The sequence below is a fragment of the Sphingomonas sp. Leaf343 genome, from assembly GCF_001423765.1.
In the GTDB taxonomy this organism is placed as follows: Bacteria; Pseudomonadota; Alphaproteobacteria; order Sphingomonadales; family Sphingomonadaceae; genus Sphingomonas.
In genome coordinates this window covers 245376-269372 of the sequence record NZ_LMPG01000012.1, presented here as the reverse complement: position 1 = coordinate 269372, position 23997 = coordinate 245376, and the positions used below count along the sequence as shown (strand labels likewise).

At 68.8% G+C, this 23997-nt stretch carries 21 protein-coding genes; 9 read left to right on the top strand and 12 right to left on the bottom strand.

Annotation, left to right across the window (positions count from 1 at the left end; genetic code table 11):
• The first annotated feature begins 38 nt into the window (after positions 1–38).
• The 6 genes from bioB (at position 39) to ASG07_RS10765 (ending at position 7990) form a co-directional block, all read left to right on the top strand.
• Positions 39–1028, top strand: a complete 990-nt coding sequence (gene bioB, locus ASG07_RS10790; protein WP_082474747.1) for a biotin synthase BioB — start codon at positions 39–41, stop codon at positions 1026–1028.
• Between the two features lie 33 nt (positions 1029–1061).
• A complete protein-coding gene (locus ASG07_RS10785; RefSeq protein WP_055845824.1) occupies positions 1062–3083 on the top strand; it encodes an acetyl-CoA carboxylase biotin carboxylase subunit in 2022 nt (673 codons plus the stop codon).
• Positions 3084–3176: 93 nt separating this feature from the next.
• Positions 3177–4652, top strand: coding sequence for an efflux transporter outer membrane subunit (locus ASG07_RS10780; protein WP_055845822.1), 1476 nt, complete (start codon positions 3177–3179; stop codon positions 4650–4652).
• Positions 4652–6037 carry an efflux RND transporter periplasmic adaptor subunit gene (locus ASG07_RS10775; RefSeq protein ID WP_055845819.1) on the top strand — a complete coding sequence of 462 codons (1386 nt, stop codon included), beginning with the start codon at positions 4652–4654 and terminating at the stop codon, positions 6035–6037. The genes ASG07_RS10780 and ASG07_RS10775 overlap by 1 nt, the downstream gene beginning before the upstream one ends.
• 88 nt (positions 6038–6125) lie before the next feature.
• Positions 6126–6785 carry an ABC transporter ATP-binding protein gene (locus tag ASG07_RS10770; RefSeq protein WP_236694644.1) on the top strand — a complete coding sequence of 220 codons (660 nt, stop codon included), beginning with the start codon at positions 6126–6128 and terminating at the stop codon, positions 6783–6785.
• Positions 6785–7990 (top strand): ABC transporter permease, encoded by a 1206-nt coding sequence (locus ASG07_RS10765; RefSeq protein WP_055845816.1) that lies wholly within the window; start codon positions 6785–6787, stop codon positions 7988–7990. The genes ASG07_RS10770 and ASG07_RS10765 overlap by 1 nt, the downstream gene beginning before the upstream one ends.
• Here ASG07_RS10765 and ASG07_RS10760 read toward each other — a convergent pair.
• From ASG07_RS10760 to ASG07_RS10735, 6 genes are all read right to left on the bottom strand, one after another.
• Positions 7959–8600, bottom strand: a complete 642-nt coding sequence (locus ASG07_RS10760) for a nucleotidyltransferase family protein (RefSeq protein WP_055845813.1) — start codon at positions 8598–8600, stop codon at positions 7959–7961. The two genes, ASG07_RS10765 and ASG07_RS10760, sit on opposite strands and share 32 nt — an antisense overlap.
• Position 8601: 1 nt before the next feature.
• The gene (locus tag ASG07_RS10755; RefSeq protein WP_055845810.1) at positions 8602–9528 is read right to left on the bottom strand and encodes an XdhC family protein; all 927 of its coding nucleotides are present in this window, start codon (positions 9526–9528) and stop codon (positions 8602–8604) included.
• 162 nt (positions 9529–9690) lie between these two features.
• Positions 9691–11895, bottom strand: coding sequence for a xanthine dehydrogenase family protein molybdopterin-binding subunit (locus tag ASG07_RS10750; protein ID WP_055845807.1), 2205 nt, complete (start codon positions 11893–11895; stop codon positions 9691–9693).
• Between the two features lie 174 nt (positions 11896–12069).
• Complete coding sequence (locus tag ASG07_RS10745; RefSeq protein ID WP_055845803.1) at positions 12070–14313, bottom strand: xanthine dehydrogenase family protein molybdopterin-binding subunit; 2244 nt, start codon at positions 14311–14313, stop codon at positions 12070–12072.
• 4 nt (positions 14314–14317) lie between these two features.
• Complete coding sequence (locus tag ASG07_RS10740; RefSeq protein ID WP_055845800.1) at positions 14318–15301, bottom strand: FAD binding domain-containing protein; 984 nt, start codon at positions 15299–15301, stop codon at positions 14318–14320.
• The gene (locus tag ASG07_RS10735; RefSeq protein WP_082474720.1) at positions 15298–15834 is read right to left on the bottom strand and encodes a 2Fe-2S iron-sulfur cluster-binding protein; all 537 of its coding nucleotides are present in this window, start codon (positions 15832–15834) and stop codon (positions 15298–15300) included. Before ASG07_RS10735 ends, ASG07_RS10740 begins: the two co-directional genes overlap by 4 nt.
• Positions 15835–15947: 113 nt before the next feature.
• Here ASG07_RS10735 and ASG07_RS10730 point away from each other — a divergent pair, with 113 nt between their 5' ends.
• Both ASG07_RS10730 and ASG07_RS10725 read left to right on the top strand, forming a co-directional pair.
• The gene (locus ASG07_RS10730; protein WP_055845797.1) at positions 15948–16910 is read left to right on the top strand and encodes a glycerophosphodiester phosphodiesterase; all 963 of its coding nucleotides are present in this window, start codon (positions 15948–15950) and stop codon (positions 16908–16910) included.
• On the top strand, positions 16907–17191 hold the full coding sequence (locus tag ASG07_RS10725) for a hypothetical protein (RefSeq protein WP_201781000.1): 285 nt from the start codon (positions 16907–16909) through the stop codon (positions 17189–17191). Before ASG07_RS10730 ends, ASG07_RS10725 begins: the two co-directional genes overlap by 4 nt.
• On the opposite strand, the gene ASG07_RS10720 is transcribed toward ASG07_RS10725, so the two are convergent.
• Entirely contained in the window at positions 17164–17949 is a 786-nt protein-coding gene (locus tag ASG07_RS10720) for an esterase/lipase family protein (protein ID WP_236694639.1), read from the bottom strand. The genes ASG07_RS10725 and ASG07_RS10720 overlap by 28 nt on opposite strands.
• On the bottom strand, positions 17940–18617 hold the full coding sequence (locus ASG07_RS10715; RefSeq protein WP_236694638.1) for a TIGR02117 family protein: 678 nt from the start codon (positions 18615–18617) through the stop codon (positions 17940–17942). The genes ASG07_RS10720 and ASG07_RS10715 overlap by 10 nt, the downstream gene beginning before the upstream one ends.
• A gap of 36 nt (positions 18618–18653) precedes the next feature.
• On the opposite strand from ASG07_RS10715, the gene phhA reads away from it, so the two are divergent.
• Positions 18654–19520: a phenylalanine 4-monooxygenase gene (gene phhA, locus ASG07_RS10710; RefSeq protein WP_055845791.1), complete on the top strand. Its 867-nt coding sequence runs from the start codon at positions 18654–18656 to the stop codon at positions 19518–19520.
• A 15-nt stretch (positions 19521–19535) separates the two neighbouring features.
• Here the strand turns inward: phhA and ASG07_RS10705 are convergent, their stop codons facing one another.
• The 4 genes from ASG07_RS10705 to ASG07_RS10690 form a co-directional block, all read right to left on the bottom strand.
• A complete protein-coding gene (locus tag ASG07_RS10705) occupies positions 19536–20429 on the bottom strand; it encodes a 50S ribosomal protein L11 methyltransferase (RefSeq protein WP_236694643.1) in 894 nt (297 codons plus the stop codon).
• A gap of 109 nt (positions 20430–20538) precedes the next feature.
• A complete protein-coding gene (locus ASG07_RS10700; protein ID WP_055845789.1) occupies positions 20539–21243 on the bottom strand; it encodes an SDR family NAD(P)-dependent oxidoreductase in 705 nt (234 codons plus the stop codon).
• Positions 21244–21270: 27 nt separating this feature from the next.
• The gene (locus tag ASG07_RS10695; protein ID WP_330219020.1) at positions 21271–22575 is read right to left on the bottom strand and encodes a methyl-accepting chemotaxis protein; all 1305 of its coding nucleotides are present in this window, start codon (positions 22573–22575) and stop codon (positions 21271–21273) included.
• Between the two features lie 63 nt (positions 22576–22638).
• Positions 22639–23952, bottom strand: a complete 1314-nt coding sequence (locus ASG07_RS10690; RefSeq protein ID WP_055845781.1) for a methyl-accepting chemotaxis protein — start codon at positions 23950–23952, stop codon at positions 22639–22641.
• Between the last annotated feature and the right edge of the window lie 45 nt (positions 23953–23997).

Sequence of the window (23997 nt, the reverse complement as noted above, 5' to 3'; positions counted from 1 at the left end):
CTGTCCTGACTGCCGAACGCCCCGACACTGTCGCGCCGATGCTGCGCACCGACTGGACCCGCGCGGAAATCGCCGGCCTGTTCGACCTGCCGTTCGACGAACTGATGTTCCGCGCGCAGACCGTCCACCGCGCGCATCACGCGGCGGGCGAGGTGCAGCTTTGCACGTTGCTGTCGATCAAGACCGGCGGTTGCCCGGAGGATTGCGGATATTGCTCGCAATCCGCCAGCGCGGACAGCGGCCTGAAGGCGGAGAAGCTGATGGATGTCGACGCCGTGCTGGCCAGCGCGACGGAGGCGAAGGCGGCGGGGTCGCAGCGTTTCTGCATGGGTGCGGCGTGGCGCAACCCGAAGGACCGCGACATGGACGCGATCGTCCGGATGGTCGAGGGCGTCCGCGACATGGGGCTGGAGACCTGCATGACGCTGGGCATGCTGGAGCCGGCGCAGGCGCAGCGGCTGGCCGAGGCGGGGCTCGATTACTACAACCACAATATCGATACTTCGCCGGAGAATTACGGCAACGTCATTACGACGCGGACCTTTCAGGATCGGTTGGATACGCTGGCGAACGTGCGCGAGGCGGGGATTTCGGTGTGCTGCGGCGGGATCGTCGGGATGGGCGAGACGCGGCAGGACCGCGTCGGTTTCGTTCACGCGCTGGCGACGTTGCCGCGGCATCCCGAAAGCGTTCCGGTCAATGCGCTGGTGCCGGTGAAGGGCACGCCCTTGGGCGATATGCTCGCAGGCACGCCGATGGCGAAGATCGACGATATCGAGTTCGTGCGGACGGTGGCGGTGGCGCGGATCGCGATGCCGCTGTCGATGGTGCGGCTGTCGGCGGGGCGGGAGTCGATGTCGGAGGCGACGCAGGCCTTGTGCTTCATGGCCGGCGCGAACTCGATTTTCACGGGCGACAAGCTGCTGACGACGGGCAATGCTGGCGACGGCGCGGACGCCGCGCTGTTCGCGAAGCTGGGCCTGACGCCGATGGCGGGCGCGGAGCCGATGCGGGTGGCGGCGGAATAGCTCCCCTCCCGCCGGGCGGGAGGGGAGAAGAGGATGTTCAAGAAAATCCTGGTCGCCAATCGCGGCGAAATCGCGTGTCGCGTCATGCGGACCGCCAAGCGCATGGGGATCGCCACCGTCGCGGTCTATTCCGATGCGGATGCGCGCAGCCCGCATGTCCTGCTCGCGGACGAATCCGTGCGGCTGGGGCCGGCACCGGCGGCGGAGAGCTATCTGAAGGCGGAGCTGATCCTGCTGGCGGCGAAGGAGACTGGCGCCGACTGCATCCACCCCGGCTACGGCTTCCTGAGCGAGCGGGAGAGTTTCGCGCGGGCGTGCGCGGAGGCGGGGATCGCGTTCGTCGGGCCGCCGCCGAATGCGATCGCCGCGATGGGCGACAAGATCGAGTCCAAGAAACTGGCCAAGGCGGCGGGCGTCAATGTCGTGCCGGGCTTCCTTGGCGAAATCGCGGACACGGACGAGGCGGTGCGGATCGCATCCGACATCGGCTATCCGGCGATGATGAAGGCGTCTGCCGGCGGCGGCGGCAAGGGCATGCGGCTGGCGTATGGCGAGCAGGACGTGCGCGAGGGGTTCGAGCCGACCAAGCGCGAGGGGCTGGCGAGTTTCGGCGACGACCGCGTGTTCATCGAGAAGTTCATCGAATCGCCGCGGCATATCGAAATACAGGTGCTGGGCGACCAGCATGGCAACATCGTCTATCTCGGCGAGCGCGAATGCTCGATCCAGCGGCGGCACCAGAAGGTGGTCGAGGAAGCGCCGTCGCCCTTCGTCACGCCCGACATGCGCCGCGCGATGGGCGAGCAGGCGGTCGCGCTGGCGCGGGCGGTCGGTTATTATTCGGCGGGCACGGTCGAGCTGATCGTGTCGGGTGCGGATACGACGGGGCAGGGTTTCTACTTCCTCGAAATGAACACACGGCTGCAGGTCGAGCATCCGGTGACGGAGGCGATCACCGGGCTGGATCTGGTCGAACAGATGATCCGTGTCGCGGCGGGCGAGCCGCTGGGGTTCGGGCAGGACGACGTGCGGCTGGACGGCTGGGCGATCGAGAACCGCGTGTACGCCGAGGACCCGTATCGCGGGTTCCTGCCGAGCATCGGGCGGCTGGTGCGCTATGCGCCGCCGGAGTCGTCCGCCGCGCCCTATTCGTCCGGACAGGGTGATGACCGCACGCCCTACGTCCGCGTCGACGACGGCGTGGTCGAGGGTGGCGAGGTCAGCATGTTCTACGACCCGATGATCGCCAAGCTCATCACCTGGGCCCCGACGCGCGAGGAGGCGATCGATACGCAGGTCGCGGCGCTGGACGCGTTCGAGATCGAGGGGCCGGGGACGAACCTCGATTTCCTGTCGGCGCTGATGCAGCATCCGCGCTTCCGCTCGGGCGCGATCACGACGGGGTTCATCGCGGAGGAATATCCGGACGGCTTCCACGGTGCCCCCGCTTCGGCGGAATTGCTGAGGACGCTGGCGGCGGTGGCGGCGTTCGGGGCGACAGCGCAGGCGGATCGCGCGCGGCGGATCGACGGCCAACTCGGCCGCACGCTGCGCCCGCCCGCCGACTGGACGGTGCGGATCGACGGGGTCGACCATCTGGTCGCGGTATCGACCGACGGAATCGTCGTGGACGGCAAGCCGATCGATCTGGCGATGGAATATACGCCGGGCGACCGGATCGTGGAGGTCGAGGTCGACGAGGTGCCGCTGACGGTGAAGCTGGAGCCGGTGCGCAGCGGTTTCCGCCTGTCGACGCGCGGCGCGAGCCATGTCGCGCGCGTGCTGCCGGCACGGATCGCGGCCTATGCCGAACATCTGATCGAAAAGGTGCCGCCGGACCTGTCGCGCTTTCTGCTCGCGCCGATGCCCGGGTTGCTGGTGCGGCTCGACGTCGCCGAGGGCGACCGCGTCGAGGCGGGTCAGCCGCTGGCGGTGGTCGAGGCGATGAAGATGGAGAACATTCTGCGCGCCGGAAAAGCGGGCGTGGTGAAGACGGTGGAGGCGAAGGCGGGCGAGAGTCTGTCGGTGGATCAGGTGATCCTGGAGCTGGAGTAGGGGGACGGATCGGAGCGGGAGCAGGGGAGTCCCGCGACAAACTGCGACACAAAAGCGCTGGACGCTCCGCCGCCGTCCCGCCATCCATCGTGCATGGTCCGTGCCCGCGTCATCCTGTTGTCCGCCGCCGCGACGCTTGGCGCGTGCAGCGTCGGTCCCGACTATCGTCCTCGGACCGCTGCTGAACTCGGCGTGCCGGAGGCGTATTCGGTGCCGGGTGCGCCGACGCGCGAGGATCTGACGCGGTGGTGGAACCGGTTCGACGATCCGGTGCTCGGCCGGCTGGTCGAGCAGGCAGCCGCCAACAACACCGATGTCGCACAGGCGATCGCCCGGCTGCGTCAGGCGCGGGAGTCGCTGGTGCAGAGCCGGGGCAGTCTGTTGCCGACGGTGTCCGGATCCACCGGATATCAGCGCAACGAGAATCTGCGCGGCGGCGGGCGGTCGTTCACGCTGCCGGACGGGACGGTGGTGGACACCGGCGGCGGCGGCACCAACAACTTCTCGGTGGGGCTGTCGGCGAGCTGGCAGGTCGGTATCTTCGGCGAACTGCGCCGCACCGTCGAGGCGACGCGGGCGCAGTACGAGTCCGCCGGGTACGATTATGCCGGCGTGATCCAGACGGTGCAGAGCGAGACGGCGCGCAATTACGTGCTGGCGCGCGCGTTTCAGGCGCAGATTGCGAATGCCCGCGCGTCGCTGACGTTGCAGGACGACAATCTGGAGATCGCCGGGTTCCGCGTGCAGGCCGGCCTCGTCTCGTCGCTCGACAGCGAACAGGCGCGGGTACAGCGGGCGCAGACCGCCGCGACGATCCCGTCGCTGGAACAGCAGTATAACGCCGCCGTCTCGCGGCTGGGCGTTCTGACCGGGCAGGCCCCCGGCGCGCTGAAGGGCGAACTCGTCGCGGCGAAGCCGATCCCGGCCGGTCCCGCGTCGGTCGGCATCGGCATCCCTGCCGACACGCTGCGCCAGCGGCCCGACGTGCGATCGGCGGAGCGGGCGCTGGCGGCGGCGACGGCGCAGATCGGGGTGGCCAAGGCGCGGCTCTATCCGGCGCTGGCGATCACCGGCAACATCAACACCAATGCGACCTCGATCGGCAATATCGGCGACGCGATCACCGGCGGACTGTTCGCGGGGCTGACGCAGGCGATCTTCAACGGCGGCAGGCTGCGCAGTCAGGTGCGCGGGCAGGAGGCGATCGCGGAGGCGGCGCTGGCGTCGTACAAGGGCACCGTCCTGCTCGCGCTGGAGGATGTCGAAACCGCGATCGTCGCGCTGACCACGGCGCAGGCGCGCGAGCGGGAGTTCGCCATCGCGCTGGACGCGGCCAACAATTCCGCGATCCTCAGCCGCAGCCAGTACCGATCCGGCCTGACCGATTTCACCACGCTCAACCAGCAGGAGGCGGCGTTGCTGTCCGCCCGCAATGGCCTGACGCAGGCGCGGTCCGATGCCGCGACGGCGCTGGTCGCGCTCTACGTCGCGCTCGGCGGCGGCTGGGACGCGAATACGATACCGGACGTCGACACCGTCCGGGCCACTAACGTGACGGAAACCCGCTGATGGCCGACCCGAACACCGACGAATTCCTGGGCGTGAAGCCCGTGCCGGCATGGCGGCGCTATGTGAAATGGGTGTTCGTCGCGATCGGCGTGGTGCTGCTCGGGCTGTTGCTGTCGAAATGCTTCGGCGGGTCGGAAGCGGTCAATTACTCGACCGCGCCGGTATCGCGCGGCGATCTGACGGTCAGCGTATCGGCGACGGGCAAGCTGGCGCCGACCAATCAGGTGACGGTCGGGTCGCAACTGTCGGGCCTCGTCACGCGCGTCGTGGTCGACGTCAACGACCGCGTGTCGGCGGGGCAGGCGCTGGCGTTGATCGATCCCGAGCAGATCGACGACCAGATCCGCGCCGGTCAGGCCCAGCTCGCCGCCAATCAGGCCGGCGTCGCGCAGGCGCAGGCGACCGTCGCGGAGGCGAATGCGCAGCTTCGCCGGCTCGAGGAGGTGTACAAGCTGTCGAACGGGCGTGTGCCGTCCGCCGCCGAGCTCCAGACCGGTCGCGCCAACGCGCAGCGCGCGGTCGCCGCGCTCAGGACGGCGCAGGCGAACGTCGCCGCCGCCCGCGCGCAGCTGGCGCAGTCGCAGACGCAGCGGTCGCGCGCGATCATCCGCAGCCCCGTATCGGGCGTGGTGCTGGCGCGACAGGTCGATCCCGGTCAGACCGTCGCGGCGTCGTTCAACACGCCCACGCTGTTCGTGATTGCCGAGGATCTGACCAAGATGAAGCTGGAGGTCGCGATCGACGAGGCGGACGTGGGCGAGGTGGAACTGGGCCAGAAGGCGAACTTCACCGTCGATGCGTTTCCCGGCCGCACCTTTCCGGCGATCATCACCCGCGTTGATCTGGGATCGAACCTGACCGTCAGTGCGGCGACGGCGTCGACATCGACGACGGGTGCGACGGCGACGACTGGACAGGTGGTCAGCTATGCCGCCGACCTGACGGTCGCGAACCCGGACGGCATATTGCGGCCGGGCATGACGGCGACGGCGGACATCACCACGTCGGCGAAGGACAATGCGCTGCTGGTGCCCAACGCCGCGCTGCGGTTCAAGCCCGCGGCGGCGGGTGCCGGTGGCGGGCAGGGCGGCATCGCCGGATCGCTGACCTTCCGGCCCCGCCGCGACCGGCCGGAGCGGACCGCGAAGCTCGGCCGCGGCGCGCAGCAGACGGTGTACGTGAAGGGCGCGGACGGTACGCCGCAGGCGGTGCAGATCACCACCGGCGATACCAACGGCACCGTCACCGAAGTCCTGTCGGGCAATCTGAAGCCGGGGCAGGAAGTCATCACCGGCCAACTCGCGGCAGGCGACGGTTCCGCACCGGCGGCGGGTGGACAGCGCAGCGGCGGCCAGCGGCGGCAGGGCGGCGGCGGTGGCCAGTAACCCCCAGCCTGTACACGGCGCTCCCGCAGCGGTGGCGCCCCTGATCTCCCTGAAGGGCGTCACCAAGGTCTATGGCAGCGGCGCGACGATGTTCCAGGCGCTGAAGGGCGTCGACCTCGACATCGCGGGCGGCGATTTCGTCGCGGTGATGGGACCGTCGGGGTCGGGCAAGTCGACGACGATGAACATCCTCGGCTGTCTCGACGTGCCATCGGGCGGGGAGTTCATGTTCCGCGGCCACCATATCGAGACGCTGGACCGCGACCAGCGTGCGTTGCTGCGGCGGAAATATCTCGGCTTCGTGTTCCAGGGCTTCAACCTGCTCAGCCGCACGTCGGCGCTGGAGAATGTCGAGCTGCCGCTGCTGTACCGGGGCGAGGACAAGAAGGCGCGGCGCGAGCTGGGCATGGCCGCGCTCGACAAGGTCGGGCTGGCGGACTGGTGGGACCATACGCCCGCCGAGCTGTCCGGCGGTCAGCAACAGCGCGTAGCGATCGCGCGGGCGATCGTGACCAGTCCCGACGTGCTGCTGGCGGACGAGCCGACCGGCAATCTCGATTCCGAACGGTCGGTGGAGATCATGGAGTTGCTGACCGGGCTGAACCGCGATGCCGGAATCACCGTGTTGATGGTCACGCACGAACCGGACATGGCGGCGTTCGCGCGCACCGTCGTCCATTTCAAGGACGGGCTGGTGGAGCGGATCGAGTCCCGTCATCGGCAGGGTGAGAAGGTGGAGGCGGACTGATGCTCGGCACCACGCTCATCCTCGCGTTGCGGTCGATCCGGCGGCATCTGTTGCGGTCGTTCCTGACCATCCTGGGCATCGTCATCGGCGTCGGTGCGGTCGTGACGATGGTCACGCTGGGCAAGGCGACCACGTCGGCGGTGCAGGCGTCGATCTCCGCGCTCGGCACCAACGTGTTGCAGGTGCGCCCCGGTCAGGGTTTCGGACGCGGCGGCGGCGGCCCGCGTCCGCCCGACTTCAAGGAAGCGGACGTCGAGGCGATCGCCAACCAGATCGCCGGCGTCACCGCCGTCGCCCCGCAGGCGAGTTCCAGCGCGACCGCGATCTACAACGGCGCGAACTGGTCGACGACGATCAACGGCACGACCTCCGCGTTCCTGACCGTGCAGCCATGGCCGCTGACCGCCGGGCGATACTGGACACCGGCGGAAGAGGCGGCGGGCAAGGCCGTGTGCCTGATCGGCAATACCGTCCGCCAGAACCTGTTCCGCGGGCAGGACGCGGTCGGCGCACGGTTCCGGCTGGGCAACATCACCTGCGAGGTGATCGGAACGCTCAATACGCGTGGGCAAGGCGGGTTCGGCGATCAGGACGATGTCGTCGTCATGCCGATCAAGGCGGTGCAGCGGCGCTTTACGGGGACGCAGGATATCCGGCTGATGCTGGTCGGCGTCGATCAGGCGTATCAGACCAGCACGGTGCAGGCGGGGATCACCGACCTGCTGCGCGAACGCCGCAACATCACCGGCGGCAAGGAAGACGATTTCAACATCTTCGACACCAAGCAGATCAGCGACACGCTGACCGGCACGACGACGCTGCTGACGCGGATCGTCGCGGCGGTGGCGGCGATCTCGCTGGTCGTCGGCGGGATCGGCATCATGAACATCATGCTGGTGTCGGTGACGGAGCGGACGCGGGAGATCGGCATCCGCCTCGCCATCGGCGCGGTCGCGCGGGAGGTGCTGTTGCAGTTCCTGGTCGAGGCGGTGGCGCTGTCGTGTCTCGGCGGCGTGATCGGGCTGGTGCTGGCGCAGGGCGTCATCCTGGCGCTGTCGCCGCTGATGCAGGTGCCGTGGACGTTCGATCCGCAGATCAACATGATCGCGTTCGCCATCTCCGCCGTGATCGGGGTCGTGTTCGGATACTTCCCCGCCCGCCGCGCCGCTGCGCTCAATCCGATCGACGCGCTCCGTCACGAGTAGCGGCGTCGTGGATGATGGTATGCGCACGGGCGTCGTGGACCAGCGCACGTAGCCGTTCGAGATCGTCTGCGGTGTCGACGTCGATCAGCTCGGCGGGATTGGTCACGACGTGGCGACCCGCCTTGACCATGTCCGCCGCGCCCTTTTCCCCGGTCAGCGACAGCAGGTAATCGAAGCGGCCCTTGCCGAACAGCGCGGGCGGCTTCGTCTCGCTGCCGTCGCTGGAGGCGACGACGGCGTCCTCGCCGGACGCGGAGTCCATCATGCGCAGGATGTGCGCGGCGGTGACGCGCGGCATGTCGGCGAGCGCGATCAGCACCGCGTCCGCGCCCAGTTCCCGCGCGCGCTGCACGCCGATCCGGACGGAGCGGGACATGCCCTCCCCCGGGTCGTCGTTGTGGATCGTCTCGAACCCGTAGGGGCCGTAGTCCAGCTTCGCGCCATCGATGATCGCGAGGCGGGCCATGAACGGCACGCTTTCCAGCGCCACCGCGACATGCAGGCCGAGCGGCTTGCCGAGAAAGTCCGCGTCCAGTTTCGATCCGATATCGCCGTACCGCTGCGACCGGCCGGCGGCGAGGAGGATCAGGACGGTATGTTCAACCGTCAACCTATTGGGACTTATCACGAAATGCTCCCACCATAGCCGCGGCGATCGACAGCGCGATCTCCGACGGGCCGATCGCCCCGATATCGATCCCCACCGGCGCGTCGATGCGGTCGATGGCGGAGGGCTCAACGCCCGCCTCGGCCAGACGCTCCCGCCGGGCGGCATGACTGCGCCGGCTGCCGAGCGCGCCGACATAGCTGGCATCGGTGGCGAGCGCGGCGATCAGCGCCGGATCGTCGATCTTGGTATCGTGCGACAGCGTGACGACGGCGGTGGCGGGACCGGGCCGCCACGCCGCGATCGCCTCGTCCGGCCAGCGATCGTCGAGCGTCACGCCAGGAAAGCGTTCTTCCGTCAGGAAGCGGCCACGCGGATCGATGACGATCGTCTCGATCCCCAGCGTGGTGGCGAGCGCCGCGAGCGCCTGCGCGATCTGCACCGCGCCGACGATCAGCAGGCGGCGGGGCGGGTCGTAGCGGTTGACGAACATCTCCCCCGTCTCGACCGGACGCAGATCGGAATGGCCCGTCGACAGGTCGGTGGTGACGGTCAGCGCATCGCCCTGATCGCGGGCCTCGGCGATGCGGTCGAACAGTTCGGGGTCGAAGCCGGTGGCGGATACCGGCTGCACCATCACCGCGATCTCGCCGCCGCAGGGCAGGCCGACCTCCCACGCCGCGGCATCGGCGACGCCGTAGCGTTTGACCTGAAACGGTGCGCCGGCAATCACTTCGGCGGCGGTCTGGAGGATGTCGCTTTCGACGCAGCCGCCAGACACGGAGCCCTCGAACCGGCCATCGGCGTGGACGATCATGTGGCTGCCCCGTGGGCGCGGTGCCGAGCCCCAGGTACTGACCACCGTGGCGAGTGCGAGCGGTTCCCCGGCCCAGGCCTTGGCAGCGGCGATGACGGTGTCGTTCTCGGCCATTCTTCTTTCTTCTTCCTAAGTCCTCCCTTCGCGCAGCGAGGGGAGGGGGACCAGCGAAGCTGGTGGAGGGGCATTGGAGCGGGATGAACGGACCGCCCGGACGCCGCCCCTCCACCGGCTGCGCCGGTCCCCCTCCCCTGCAAAGGCAGGGGAGGAATGGGTCTAGATCGGCGGTAATCCGGCGAGCAACTTGTCCACCGTGACCGGCATGTCGCGGACGCGCACCCCGGTGGCGTTGTAGATCGCGTTGACGATCGCCGCGCCCGCCCCGGCGATACCGAGTTCGCCGACGCCCTTCGCGCCGACCGGATTGGCGCTGTCGTCGATCTCCTCGATCAGATGCGCCTCGATCGCGGGAACGTCCGCATTCACCGCGACGTGGTATTCCCCGAAATCGGGGTTCACGAAGCGGCCGGTGCGTGGGTCGACCACGCCGTCCTCGGTCAGGGCGTAGGCGAGTGCCCACGCCATGCCGCCGATCAACTGGCTGCGCGCGGTCTTGGCGTTGAGGACGCGGCCGATGTCGAACACGCCGAGCAGGCGACGGACGCGGACCTCGCCGGTCACGGCGTTGACCGCGACCTCCGCAAATTGCGCGCCGTGACTCGCCTGACTGGTGCGCTGGCTTTCCTTGCCCGGTCCGGCCTTGCCGTGTGCGACGATCGGCTCGCCGTTACGCAGGAGATCGGCGAGCGATACGGTGCGCGCGCCGGCGTGGACGCAGCCGTCGCGCAGGCGCAATTCCTCCGGCGCGGCATTCATGCGGCGGCCGAGTTCGGCGAGGATGTCCTCGCACGCCGATGCCACTGCCGAGCCCGCGCTGCCCGCGCCGAACGATCCGCCTGAGCCGGCGCTCGCGGGCAGGTCGCTGTCGCCGAGCCGCACCTCGACGCGGTCGATCGGCAGGCCGAGCATCTCGCCCGCCACTTGCGCGAGGATCGTGTAGGTGCCGGTGCCGATGTCGGTCATGTCGGTTTCGACCACCGCACGACCGTCGGGCAGGACGCTGACCCGCGCCTCCGAATTGACGGTGAAGTTGCCACGCAATGCGGCCGCCATGCCGATGCCGATCAGCCATTCGCCGTCGCGCACCGATGCCGGATCGGGCACGCGGTCGGGCCAGCCGAACCGGCGCGCGCCCTCGTCATAGCAGTCTAGCAGGCGGCGGGTGGAGAAGGGCTTGCCGCTGGTCGGATCGACCTTCGGCTCGTTGCGGCGGCGCAGGTCGATGGGGTCTAGCCCTAGCGTCTCGGCGAGTTCGTCCATCCCGCATTCCACCGCAAAGGTGCCGATCGCCTCACCCGGCGCGCGCACCGCGCCGGTTTCGGGCAGGTCGACGCGGATCACGTCGGTCCGGAATCGCCGTGCGGCACCGGCATAAAGGGGCAGCGTGCCGAACGGGACGGGTTCGAGGAAGCTGCCGCCGTCGTTCTGCGAGGCGACGCTTTCGTGCGCGATGGTGGTGATATGCCCGTCGGCGTCGGTGCCGAAGCGGATGCGCTGCACGGTGGGGCTGCGGTGGTGGACCATATAGGCGGTCTGGCGGCGGGGCAGGGCGATCTTGACCGGGCGGCCGGTCTTTTCCGCGGCGATCGCCGCGAGGATGACTTCGGGGCCGACGGCGGTCTTGCCGCCGAAGCCGCCGCCGACGAACGGCGCGAGGACCCGCACGCGCTCCGGCGGGATCTTCATGACCTGCGCGATCGTGTTGCGCGCCGCGCCCGCGATCTGGTTGCTGGTGCGGACGATCAGCCGGTCGCCCTCCCACCAGGCGGTGGTCGCGTGAGGCTCCAGCGCGGCGGGGAAGTGGACGGGCGTGGTGTAGGTGGCGTCGAGCGTCACCGCCGCGTCGGCCAGCGCCGCATCGACATCGCCGATGTCGATCGGTGGCAGGAAGCCGATCTTCGCGTCGCGGTCGACCGGCTGTTCGCGCGGGTCCCAGCGGCCTTTGGCGGCCTCTGCTTCCACATGCACGAGGCGCGCCGCTTCGGTCGCAACCTGTTGCGATTCCGCGACGACGACCGCGACGGGCTGGCCGAAGTGGAGGAAGTGGAGGCTGTTGAGGGCAGGCATGCCGCGCGAGTTCGCTTCGCCCGCCGGCATGCGCGGATCGCCGTGGATCACGTCCAGCACGCCGGGCAACGCCCGGGCGGCCGTGTCATCGATCGCGATCAGGGTGCCCGCGCCGACCGGGGCACCGACGATCGCGGCATAGGCGATGTTCTCAGGCGCACCTTCGAACGCATAGCGGGCGGTCCCGGTGACCTTGGCGGGTCCGTCGATGCGATCGAGGGGACGGCCGAGGATATCCTGCCCGCCGCCGTTCAGCCCGGCCGGACGAGACGCGTGGTCCTGCATTCGTTCCATGCGCGTGCTGATCCTCGTTAGCCCGCAGGATAGATAGGGTGGCGGTGGGGTGGCGGGAAGGTGTCCTTCACTTCGTCGGTTCGAACGTAGCGAAGCGATCCAGTCCTTTACTTGAGGCTCTGAATCGCTTCGCCACGCTCGCAACGGCGGGAAGCTGGAAGGAGAATGGAGCCGTCAGACCGGGGGCAATCCCGCGAGCAGCTTGTCGCAGGTGATCGGCATCTCGCGCACGCGGACGCCGCAGGCGTTGTAGACGGCGTTCACGATCGCGGGGGCCGCCCCGCAGATGCCGAGTTCGCCGATGCCCTTGGCGTGGATCGGGTTGGCGTGGATGTCGCGCTCGTCGAGGAAATGCACGTCGAGCTGCGGCACGTCGGCGTTCACGGGCACGTGATACTCGGCCAGATCGCGGTTCACGAGCTTGCCGGTGCGCTGGTCGTGGATCAGATCCTCGGTCAGCGCGCAGCCGATCCCGAACGTCATGCCGCCGAGACATTGCGACCGCGCGGTCTTCGCGTTGAGGATGCGCCCCGCGGCGAACACGCCGAGCATGCGGCGGACGCGGACCTCGCCGGTGACGGCGTTGACGCCGACCTCCGCGAAGTGCGCGCCGTAGCTCGCCTGACGATGCAGCTTCTCGTTCTTGCCGGGCTTGATCTCGCCGAGCGCCTGCATGCCTTCGCCGACCAGCTCGCCGATCGCCTTCTGACGATTGTCGCCGATCGCCATGCCGTCCTTCAGCGTCAGCACGTCGACATCGACATCCATCGCTGCTGCCAGCTTTTCGCGCAGGCGTTCGCAGGCGAGGTAGACCGCGGAACCGGCCGATGCCGCACCCCAGGATCCGCCGGAGCCGGCGGCAGGGGGATCGTTGGTGTCGCCCAGCGACATCGTGATCCGTTCGACCGGGATCCCGAGAATCTCGGACGCGATCTGCGCCATGATCGTGTAGCTGCCGGTGCCGATGTCGGTCATCGCCGACGATACCGTCGCCGATCCGTCGGGGTGGATCTCGACCTTGGCGGAGGATTGCTGGAGCATGTTGGAGCGCGCGGCGGAGGACACGCCGATGCCGATCAGCCACTCACCCTCGCGCCGGCTGCCGGGCGTCCGGTTGCGCTGGTCCCAGCCGAACATCTTCGCCCCCTCGTCCAGCGAGCGCGACAACTGGCGCGACGAGAAGGGCACGTCCTGTTCGGGATCGCGGTCGGGATCGTTGACCTTGCGCAGCTCGATCGGGTCCATGCCTAGCGTTTCCGCCAGCTCGTCCATCGCGCATTCCAGCCCGACCATGCCGACCGCCTCGCCCGGTGCGCGCATCGATCCGGACAGCAGGATGTTGAGCGTCACCTGATCGTGCGTGATCGAGCGGTTCTCCCCCGAATACAGGAAGTGGGTGCAGATGCCGACCGGCTCGAAATAGGTCTCCTCGGGCAGGTTCGAGGTCAGCGAGTTGTGCGCGACCGCGGTGAGCTTGCCGTCCGTGCGCGCCGCGAAGCGGACGCGCTGTTCGGTGTTGGAACGACGTACGGTGGCGTCGAACACCTGCTGGCGCGCCATGACCGCCTTGACCGGACGCCCGAGCCGACGCGACGCGATCGCCGCGGCGACGCTTTCCGGCGCGATGCCCAGCTTCGACCCGAAGCCACCGCCGATATAGCGGGAGATGATCCGCACCTTGTCCTTCGCCACGCCGAGCGACTTCGCCAGCTGCTCCGCGTCCGAGGTCGGCATCTGGTACGAGCCGTAGAGCGTCAGCGCGTCGTCATTCCACACCGCGATCGACGCGTGCGGCTCCATCGCGGCGGAGTTCTGGCTGGGCGTGACATAGGTCACGTCGAGCGTGACGGGAGCCTCCGCCATCGCCGCGTCGACATCGCCCTGCTTGTAATGGCCCTGGACCTGATCGTCCTGACACGGCTCCGCTTCGTCCCGATGCTCCTCGAAGGCGTATTGGCCCTCTTTCTTCGTGTAGCGGATCGGCAGCGCCTGCGCGGCGGCGCGGGCGTTTTCGAAGCTGTCGGCGAGGACGATCGCGACGATCTGGCCGAAATAGTCGACTTGCCTGACGCCCTGCGTCGGGGCGTTCGTCTCGCCACCCTGTTGCGAGTTGCGGATGAAGGTGTCGAAATCGATCACGACATCGATGACGCCGGGCATCAGCCTCACCGCGTCGCAATCGATCGACTCGACGGTGCCGTGGCCGATCTTCGCGCCGACGAGGACGCCGTGGACCATGTCGTCGATCCGGTATTCCGCCGCATAGGTGGCGGTGCCCGAGACTTTCAGCGGTCCCTCGACGCGATCGATCGGGCGGGAGATGACGCCCTGCACGCCGCTGTCGAGCAGGCTGGCCGGATGCGGCGCATCCATCGTCAGGCTGTTGGTGTCGCCAGCCGCGAAGAGTTTCTCGAACATCGGATCAGCGTCCCGTCAGGTCGCGCAGCGACGCGATCAGCGTCCGCCGGGCGAGAGGTATCTTGAAGTCGTTCGACCCGTAGCCGCGCGCGTCCGCGAGCAGCGCATCCGCCGCCGCCTCGAACGTCGCGGTCGTCGCCGGCTGGCCGACCAAGGCCACCTCCACGCCCGCGTCACGCCACGGCATCGTGCCGAGGCCGCCGAACGCCAGCGCGGCGGAGGCGATCGTGTCGCCGTCCATCTTGACGACACCCGCCACCGAGACGAGCGCGAAGGCGTAGGAGGCGCGGTCGCGGACCTTGCGGTAAAGGTGCTTCGCGCCCTCGACCGGGGCGGGCAATTCGATCGCGGTGATGAGTTCGCCCGGCTCCAGCGCGGTTTCGATGTGCGGCGTATTCCCCGGCAGGCGGTAGAAGTCGCCGATCGCGATCCGGCGGCGGTCGCCATCGCTCTTCAGCGTGACGATCGTGGCGTCGAGCGCGCGCATCGCCACCGCCATGTCGCTGGGGTGGCTGGCGATGCAGCTTTCCGACGTGCCCAGCACCGCGAGGATGCGGTTGAAGCCGCCGATTGCGCCGCAGCCGCTGCCCGGCTCCCGCTTGTTGCAGGGGCTGGCGGTGTCGTAGAAATAATAGCAGCGGGTGCGCTGGAGCAGATTGCCCGCCGTCGTCGCCTTGTTGCGCAACTGGCCCGATGCACCCGCCAGCAGCGCGCGGCTGAGCACTTCATAGCCGTCGATGACGCGCCGGTCGGCGGCGAGGTCGCTGTTGGGAACCAGCGCACCGATCGTCAGGCCGCCATCCTCGCGCTGTTCGATCTCGCCCAGCGGCAAGCGGGTGATGTCGACGAGCTTTTCGGGCGTCTCGACCTGAAGCTTCATCAGGTCGAGCAGGTTGGTGCCGCCGGCGATAAACTTCGCCCCCTGCGCGATCGCCTCCTGAACGGCGGTCTCGGCGCTGTCGGCGCGGGCGTATTGAAAGGTCTTCATGCGCCGATCTCCGCTGCGGTCTTCAGGACCGGGTCGCGGTCGCCCATGCCGGCCACGTCGCGGATCGCGTCGACGATGTTCGGATAGGCGGCGCAGCGGCAGATGTTGCCGCTCATCCGTTCCGAAATCTCCGCATCGGACAGTTCGGCGTCATGCAGGTCGCCGCTGACGTGGCTGGCCCAGCCCTTCTTTACCTCGTCCAGCATCCCGACCGCGGAGCAGATCTGGCCGGGCGTGCAGTATCCGCACTGATAGCCGTCATGCCGCACGAACGCGTCCTGTAGCGGATGCAGGTTGCCGACCTGCCCCAGCCCCTCGATCGTGACGATCTCGTCGTCCTGATGCATCACCGCCAGCGTCAGGCAGCTGTTCACGCGGCGGCCGTTGACCAGCATCGTGCACGCCCCGCACTGGCCGTGGTCGCAGCCCTTTTTCGATCCGGTCAGTTCCAGATGCTCGCGGCACAGGTCGAGCAGCGAGGTGCGGATGTCGACATCCGCCTCGTAGGATCGTCCGTTGATGGTAAAGTGCATGGAAGCGCCCCCGAATGGTGCAGGTCTGATGAGTCGGGGCTTGGAACGCGGCGTAAGCTTAACGGCTCCCGTTGCGAGACGTTCGCAAAGCTGCTGGCCGGGATGAATATTCGATGGGATACAACGGGTTGAAGCTGCCACTGGTGATCGCCCACCGTGGTGCCAGCGGCGAGCGGCCGGAACATACGCTGGCGGCGTACGAACTGGCGATCGAACAGGGCGCGGATGTGATCGAGCCCGACCTTGTGCCGACATCGGATGGCGTGCTGGTCGCGCGGCACGAGAATGCGATTTCGGAGACGACGGACGTGGCGGCGCGGGCGGAGTTCGCTGGCCGGCGCACGACGAAGACGATCGACGGGCGCAGCGTGACCGACTGGTTCGTGGAGGATTTCACGCTGGCCGAACTCAAGACGCTGCGCGCGCGGGAACGGCTGCCGCTGCTGCGGCCGGGAAACGCGGCGCATGACGGGCGGTACGAGGTGCCGACGCTGGCGGAGATCGTCGCGCTGGCGAAGCGGCATGGTGTCGCGATCTATCCCGAGACGAAGCACCCGACTTATTTCGCGCAGATCGGCCTCGGCACCGACGAACCGCTGGTGGCGGAACTGCATGCGGCGGGCTGGACGACGGCGGATGCGCCGGTCTTCATCCAGTCGTTCGAGGTCGCGAACCTGAGGCGGATCGCGGGCATGACGAAGCTGCGGCTGATCCAGTTGCTGGCGGCGGGCGGTGCGCCGGCGGACGGTGCGGTCGACAGCTATGGCGCGATGACGACGCCGGCCGGGCTGGCGGACGTGGCGGCCTATGCGTTCGGGATCGGGCCGGACAAGGCGATGCTCGGCGACGGCACGCTGGTCCGGGACGCGCATGCGGCGGGGTTGCACGTGCATCCGTGGACGTTCCGGGCGGAAAATGCTTTCCTCGGGCCGGCGTTCAGGCGCAGTGAAGATGCGGGCGGGCACGGCGACCTGCGCGGGGAGATCGCGGCGGCGCTGCGGTCGGGCGTGGACGGTTTCTTCACCGACTTTCCGCAAACCGGGGTAGAGACGCGCGACGCGGTGGCGGGAGAATGACGATGAATCTGAAGCTATTGGTGCCGATCCTGCTGCTGCCGCTGGGCGGCTGCATCAGCACCGCAACCAGCATCGTGAAGGCGCCGTTCCAGGTCGCGGGCAAGGCGGTCGACTGGACGACGACCAGCCAGGAGGAATCCGACCGCAACTACGGCCGCAAGATGCGCAAGGCGGAAGCCCGCGAGGGCAAGGAACGCCGCGAGTTCGAGAAGCGCTGCCGCAAAAACCCCGACGACGGCGACTGTCGGCGAGGTTACGACGGGTTCGTGGCGCGCGACTGAAATCTTCCCCTCGAAGGCGAGGATTTAGGGCCATCCGCCAGCACCCTGGCGATCGCCGTCAGCACTTCGGGGCGGAGTTGCACGCCCAGATGGCCGCTGCGGACCTCGATCGCGAGGCAGTCTCCGCCGTGGCAGATGCGACCCGACACCAGCCCGTCGCTGCGGCTCCAGATCGCGGTGGCGGGGAGGGGTAGCGGACGGGCGATCGCGTCGCTACGCGCCACCACCGCCGGGTCGTCGAGGCGTTCGCCCGTCACCAGTTCGAACGCGCGCCAGACGTTCGTCGCCTTGCCGGAGCCGGCATAGGGCGACGCCACGGTGATGACTTCGCGCACCAGATCGGGCCGGGCGTGCGCGACCATCCGCGCCATGATCCCGCCGAGGCTGACGCCGATCAGCGTGACCGGACCTTCCGCCGCGGCCAGCGCCTCGACCTGCGCGATCAGGCGGTGCGCATCCGGTCCGACCGTGCGGATGCCGAGATTGCGGGCGAGGCCCCAGCCATGTGCGCTATAGCCGATCCGGGTCAGGAAGCGGCGCATCACGACGTTGGACCGGTCCGAATTGAACAGGCCCGGCAGCAGCATGACCGGCCTGCCATCGCCCCGTGGTGCGGCGGCGAGCATGGCCCGGTGCCGCCACCACCCCGCCACCATCCACGCGGCGCGCGGAAATTCCGCGGCCCACAGGGCTTTCGACGGCGGCGAGTGGTTCAGGCGGTTCGCTGCGAGGCAATGACGACCCGAATTCAGAACCACCACATCACCGTGACCGGAAACGGCGTCCACGCCCCGACCCGCACACCCGCCGCCGCCAGCGCCGCGCCGGTCCAGGCGTTGCAAGTGCGGATCGCGCTGTAGCGCCCGGTGCCTTCGTAGAAGGCGTCGTAGCCGAAATAGCCCGGCTCCGTGCCGCCGCCGGGCTTCACGCTGGCGACGATGTACGCGGCGAGGCGGCGATACTGGTCCGGGGTCAGGACGATGCGGCGGACGCTGTCCGACCCGGCCGGTGCGGGGACGTGGTCGACATGCACCAGCGTCCGCGCGCTGCCGGTCGCCGCGGCCAGCACGGTGGCGGGCCGCACATCCCACCATGTCGGCGTCTCTAGATAGAAGGCGCGTTCGCCCCAGCCGAACGACAGGTGATCGTAGCCGGCATAGCGTGGATCGCGCAGGTCGCCGGGCTTCGCCAGCGCGCGCCAGTCGGCCCCGGCGGCCAGCTTGGGCACGACGATGCCGGTGTGGATGCCGTTCGACTCGATCCAGATCGTCACGCCGCCTTCGGGTTCGCGCCACTCGCGATTTAGCGGAATCGCGCCGCCGATCAGTCCCGCGGCGAGATACGACAGGACGATCGCGCCCAGACCGGCGGCGACCCGCTTCGCCCAGGCAACCGCCCTCGTTACGCGTGCGTTTCCGATGCTCACATTCCCCATGTCGAGGGGGCATGCTAGGGCAAGCGCATGGAACAGGAAACGCATGTGATGGATCGTCCGCCCGAGGGGGCGGGGGCGGACTGGACGATCGACCAGCATTGGGATCGTTACACGCCGGAGGAGCATGCGACGTGGGACACGCTGTTCGCGCGTCAGGCGACGTTGCTGCCCGGCCGCGCGTCGAACGCGTGGCTGAAGGGTCTGGACGTGCTGAAGCTCGACAAGCCCGGCATCCCGGACTTCCGCGCGCTGAACGACCGGTTGATGGCGGCGACCGGGTGGCAGGTGGTGGCGGTGCCGGGACTGGTCCCGGACGATGTGTTCTTCGACCACATGGCCAATCGCCGCTTCGTCGCGGGCAATTTCATCCGGCGGCCGGACCAGCTCGATTACCTGCAGGAACCGGACATCTTCCACGACGTGTTCGGTCATGTGCCGATGCTCGCCGATCCGGTGTTCGCCGATTACCTCGCCGCCTATGGCCGGGGCGGGCAGCGCGCGCTGGGGATGGATGCGCTGAAGTATCTGGGGCGGCTCTACTGGTACACGGTCGAGTTCGGCCTGATCGCGGAGCCGGAGGGCTTGCGCATCTACGGCTCGGGCATCGTGTCCAGCTTCTCCGAAAGCCGGTTCGCGCTGGACGATCCGTCGCCGAACCGGATCGTGCTCGATCTGGCGCGGGTGATGCGGACGGAATACCGGATCGACGATTTCCAGCAGAATTACTTCGTGATCCCCAGCTTCGACGAGTTGCTGCGGCTTACGGTCGAAACCGACTTTGCGCCGCTGTACGAGGCACTGAAGCTATTGCCGGACATCCCGGTCGCGGAGATCGTCGAGGGCGACGAGGTCGTGACGCGCGGGACGCAGGCCTATGCGCGGGGGAAGGCGTAGGGGTTCGCGCGAAGATCAGATGTCCAGCGCCCACCCGTCCCGCCCCTTGGGCTCGAACGGCGCGGACGGCACGAACCGCTCCGCTCCGGCGGTCAGGCGCAGCACGCTCCAGTCGCCACGCCGGTCGACCACAACGAGCGTGCAGCCGCAATCGGCATAGGCCGCGACCACCGTCTCGCGCTGCGTTTCCAGCAACCCGGCCAGCAGGATCGTCGCGTTCGGTGCGGCGATCGCGGCCAGTTCCGGGGCCATCGACACGAGCGGGCCGGCGAGAATGTTGGCGATCACCAGATCATAGGGTGCGCGGGCGACGATGCCGTCGTCCAGCGTGCCGTCCGCCACGATCAGCGCGACCGTTCCCGCGCCGTCGCCGATGGCGATCCCGTTCGCCGCGGCGTTGTCGCGCGTGACCTCGATCGCGACGGGGTCGATGTCGGTCGCGGTGACGGCCGCGTCCGGCCATAATGCGATCGCGGCGAAGGCGAGCAGGCCGGTGCCGGTGCCGATATCCGCCACATTCGCGAACGACCGCCCCTCGTTCGCCAGCGTATCCAGCATCGCCAGACAGCCGCTGGTCGTTTCGTGATGGCCGGTCCCGAACGCGCGCCCCGCCGCGATGTGGAAGGCGCGGGTACCCGCCGGCGGCTCGGCATCGCCGGTGTGGACGAAGAACCGGCCGACGTGCAGCGGCTCGAGTCCCGCCTGGCTCATCGTCAGCCAGTCCTCGTCGCCCAGTCGCTCGACCGCTGGTTCCGTGCCCGCCGCACTCGGCACCAGATCGGCCAGCACCGCCAGCAACGCCGCATCGGGCCGATGCTCGACATAGGCGTCCAGCCGCCACGCCTCGGCATCGTCCAGCACGACCTCCGTCGTCATCAGCACCGCGTCGAACGGCAGCTCGCCGATCATGTCGATCGCCTCCGCCTCCGCGCGGGTGCAGGGCAGGGTGACCTTCCAGCTTTCCTGTCGGGTCGCGCCGCCGGACGAAAAACCGCTTCGCACGTTTTCTGGCGGACTCTCAGCGGACATAACTAGCCCCGTTCACGTCCAGCACCGCGCCGGTCATCGACGGCGGCGCATCGAGCGCGAGGAACCTGACCGCCGCCGCGACCTCGTCGGGCATCGCGACGCGGCCCAGCGGGATGTCGGCGAGCAATGTGTCGCCGCCCCGGCTGGTCAGATAATCGTCGGCCATGCCGGTCATCGTGAAGCCGGGGCACACCGCGAAGGCCAATATGCCCTGTGCCGCATAGCCGCGGGCGATCGTCTTCGTCATCGCGACCATCCCCGCCTTCGACGCGGCATAATGCCAGTGCGCGGGCGAGTCGCCGCGGTAGGCGGCGCGGCTGGCGACGTTGACGATCCTGCCCCCCTTGAACCCGGTCGTCACGCCACGCTCCTGCCAGTGCAGCACCGCCAGCCGGCACAATTCCGCTGCGGCGGTCAGGTTGATCCGCATCGTCCGTTCCCAGCCGGCCAGCCAGTCCGGATCGTCGAGTGGTGTCGCCTCGAACACGCCGGCATTGTTGACTAGGACGTCGATCGCGCCGTCCGCGCGGTTCAGCGCCTCGCGCCACAAGGCGGGCGCCGCGCCCGGTTCGTCGAAATCGGCGGGGATGCCGCTGGCGGTGCCGTGCCCGATCACGGAATGGCCCGCCGCGGTCAGTGCGTCGTGGATCGCCGCGCCGATACCGCGGCTCGATCCGGTGAGAAGGATGGTCATGGCCGCCGCTTACCGCGCGGGCGGCGCTTAGGCCACCTTGGCGGAAAACTCGTCGGCGGCCGCCTGCAACCGGGCGAGTTCGTCGTCGACCGTGCCGAAACCCCGCCCGAGCGCGTCGATCTCGCCACCGACCGCCTGCGTGTCGTGGCGGATGTTGGCGATGTTTCCCGACATCGAGTCCGCCGCCAGCGCGGTTTCATCGATCGATGCGGTGATCGCGCTGACCGTCTGCGCCTGCAAGCCCATGGTTTCGCGGATACGTTCGGCACTGGCCTGTACCTCGACCACGGTTTCGCGGATCGAGGCGTTGGTGGCGACGTTGGACCGCGTCGCCGACTGGATCGCGGCGATCTTGGCGGCGATGTCGTCGGTGGCGCGTGCGGTCTGCGACGCGAGCGATTTCACCTCCTGCGCGACGACGGCGAAGCCCCGACCGGCATCGCCCGCGCGGGCCGCCTCGATCGTGGCGTTCAGCGCCAGCAGGTTGGTCTGGCCGGCGATATCCCGGATCAGGCCCAGGATCGATTCGATCGACTGCGCATGACCCGACAGCGTCTCGGACATGCCCACCGCATCGGTCGCCTGCAGGCTGGCGCGATTGGCGATCTCGGCCGCGGCGTCGACCTCGCCGCGCGCCTGCTCGATCGCGCGGATCAGGCCGGCGGCCGTCTGGGCAGCTTCCCGCATCGCGACCGCGGACTGTTCGGCGGCGCTCGCCACCTCGTTGGTGCGGTCGAGCACGCGGCGCGTGGACGTCGCCGCATCCCCCGCCTGCACGCGCAACCGCGCGCCCATCGTCGCGGTGTCGTGGATCGTGCCCGCGATCTTCTCGCGGAACGCGGTGCCGCGGGCCTGCCGCTCGCTGTGCGCCCGCTGCGAGTCGAGGCTGCGGATATGGGTGGTCATCACGTCCGCCTCGACCAGCGCCATGCGCTGAACGACGTCGGCCAGCAGCATCGCCTCCGCCCGGTCGGCGAGATTCCGGTCGACGATCTTGACGATTTCCGAATGCGTGAACGCCAGTCCGCTCAACAGGACGCGCAGCGGGACGCCCGTCCTGACGCACCCCTCGGCGTTGGCGATGGCGATCTCTTCCCAGCGCGAGTCATAGGGCGCGCCGTAGATCGCGGCGGCATAGCCGACCGACGTCTCGCTGAGCCTCGCGATACGGTCCGGCGTGAACACCGCACGCATGTGCGCGGCATCGGGATGCCGCGCATAGAAGTTCCAGAACGCCACGTCGATGGCGCGGAGCGCCGGGGTCCCCACCAGCAGGCCGGCGATCCGGCGGCACGCCGGCTCGATCGCGCCGTCCCAGTCATAGTCCCGCACCCGCTCTTGGATGGAGCGTTGCGTACCGTGACGTCGGGAGGAGGCGGACTCCACCGGGTGATCTCAGGCCGCGACCTTGGCGACGAAATCGCCGGCGCTGGTCTTCAGGCTGCCAAGACGGCTGTCGAGCACGTCGAAGCCGCGACCGACCCAGTCGATCTCGGTCGCGACGGCTTCGGTATCCTCGCGGATCGCGGTGATCGTGCCCGACATCGAATCGGCGGCCAGCGCGGTCTCGTCGACGGCGGCGGTGATCGCGGTGACGGTCTGCGCCTGCGCCTCCATCGCGTAGCGGATGCGGTCGGCGCTTTCCTGCACCTCCGCGACGGTCGACTTGATCGACGCGTTGGTTTCCACGGTCGAGCGCGTCGCCGACTGGATCGCGGCGATCTTGGCGGCGATGTCGTCGGTGGCGCGCGCGGTCTGCGACGCGAGCGATTTCACCTCCTGCGCGACCACGGCGAAGCCGCGACCGGCATCGCCCGCACGGGCGGCCTCGATCGTGGCGTTCAGCGCCAGCAAGTTGGTCTGGCCGGCGATGTCGCGGATCAGGCCCAGGATCGATTCGATCGACTTGGCGTGGTCCGACAGGGTTTCGGACATGCCGACCGCCTGGCTGGCCTGCGCGCTGGCGCGGGTCGCGATCTCGGCGGCGGCCTCCACCTCGTTGCGGGCATCCTCGATCGCGCGGATCAGGCCGGCGGCGGTCTGCGCCGCCTCCCGCATCGCGACGGCGGACTGTTCGGCGGCGGCGGCGACTTCGGACGCCTTGCCCAGCATGCCGCGGGTGGCGTTGGAACTGCGGACGGTCCGCTCGCGCAGGGCGCGGCCCTCCTCGGTGGCGCTTTCCACGGTCAGCGCGATGCCTTCGCGAAAATCGGTCGCCAGCCGGTCGCGTGCGCCGCGCCGGACATGCTCGTTATATTCTTCGTAGATCGCCAGCGTGACATCGCATTCCAGCATCGACAGCCGCGTCAGCACGCCGATCATCAGCAGCAATTGCGGGTCGATCGGCTCGACACGGGCCAGCATCACGTCCAGCGCGGCCCGGTCGCTGGCGGCGATCATCGACAACAGCGCCATCGGCGATACCTTGGCGGCGAATGCGGCGGCGACGGAACGCTCGACCGATTCGACCCATCCGCGCTGATTGGTGTACAGGAAGCGGTCGCGCAGGAAGACGCAGCCCAGATCGACCATCTTCTCGACCTCGTGCGGGGCCCAGTCGATCGTGTCGCCGAACGATCGCTGCCATTGCCGCCAATACGCCACCGCGATCGGCCGCGCGTCCGGCTCCAGCAAGGTCCAGCAGGCGCGGGCGGTCGCGATCATCGTGTCATCGAAATCGAACGCGCGCAGGCGCGATCCAATATCCATGCCGGCAGCGACGGACCCGGGTGCTGGAAGGTCTTTGATCACGTG

Coding starts and splice junctions, on each gene's coding strand:
- bioB (WP_082474747.1), top strand. CDS start 39: ATGCTGCGCACCGACTGGACCCGCGCGGAAATCGCCGGCCTGTTCGAC.
- ASG07_RS10785 (WP_055845824.1), top strand. CDS start 1,062: ATGTTCAAGAAAATCCTGGTCGCCAATCGCGGCGAAATCGCGTGTCGC.
- ASG07_RS10780 (WP_055845822.1), top strand. CDS start 3,177: ATGGTCCGTGCCCGCGTCATCCTGTTGTCCGCCGCCGCGACGCTTGGC.
- ASG07_RS10775 (WP_055845819.1), top strand. CDS start 4,652: ATGGCCGACCCGAACACCGACGAATTCCTGGGCGTGAAGCCCGTGCCG.
- ASG07_RS10770 (WP_236694644.1), top strand. CDS start 6,126: ATGTTCCAGGCGCTGAAGGGCGTCGACCTCGACATCGCGGGCGGCGAT.
- ASG07_RS10765 (WP_055845816.1), top strand. CDS start 6,785: ATGCTCGGCACCACGCTCATCCTCGCGTTGCGGTCGATCCGGCGGCAT.
- ASG07_RS10755 (WP_055845810.1), bottom strand. CDS start 9,528: ATGGCCGAGAACGACACCGTCATCGCCGCTGCCAAGGCCTGGGCCGGG.
- ASG07_RS10750 (WP_055845807.1), bottom strand. CDS start 11,895: ATGGAACGAATGCAGGACCACGCGTCTCGTCCGGCCGGGCTGAACGGC.
- ASG07_RS10745 (WP_055845803.1), bottom strand. CDS start 14,313: ATGTTCGAGAAACTCTTCGCGGCTGGCGACACCAACAGCCTGACGATG.
- ASG07_RS10740 (WP_055845800.1), bottom strand. CDS start 15,301: ATGAAGACCTTTCAATACGCCCGCGCCGACAGCGCCGAGACCGCCGTT.
- ASG07_RS10735 (WP_082474720.1), bottom strand. CDS start 15,834: ATGCACTTTACCATCAACGGACGATCCTACGAGGCGGATGTCGACATC.
- ASG07_RS10730 (WP_055845797.1), top strand. CDS start 15,948: ATGGGATACAACGGGTTGAAGCTGCCACTGGTGATCGCCCACCGTGGT.
- ASG07_RS10725 (WP_201781000.1), top strand. CDS start 16,907: ATGACGATGAATCTGAAGCTATTGGTGCCGATCCTGCTGCTGCCGCTG.
- phhA (WP_055845791.1), top strand. CDS start 18,654: ATGGAACAGGAAACGCATGTGATGGATCGTCCGCCCGAGGGGGCGGGG.
- ASG07_RS10705 (WP_236694643.1), bottom strand. CDS start 20,429: ATGATCGGCGAGCTGCCGTTCGACGCGGTGCTGATGACGACGGAGGTC.
- ASG07_RS10700 (WP_055845789.1), bottom strand. CDS start 21,243: ATGACCATCCTTCTCACCGGATCGAGCCGCGGTATCGGCGCGGCGATC.
- ASG07_RS10690 (WP_055845781.1), bottom strand. CDS start 23,952: ATGGATATTGGATCGCGCCTGCGCGCGTTCGATTTCGATGACACGATG.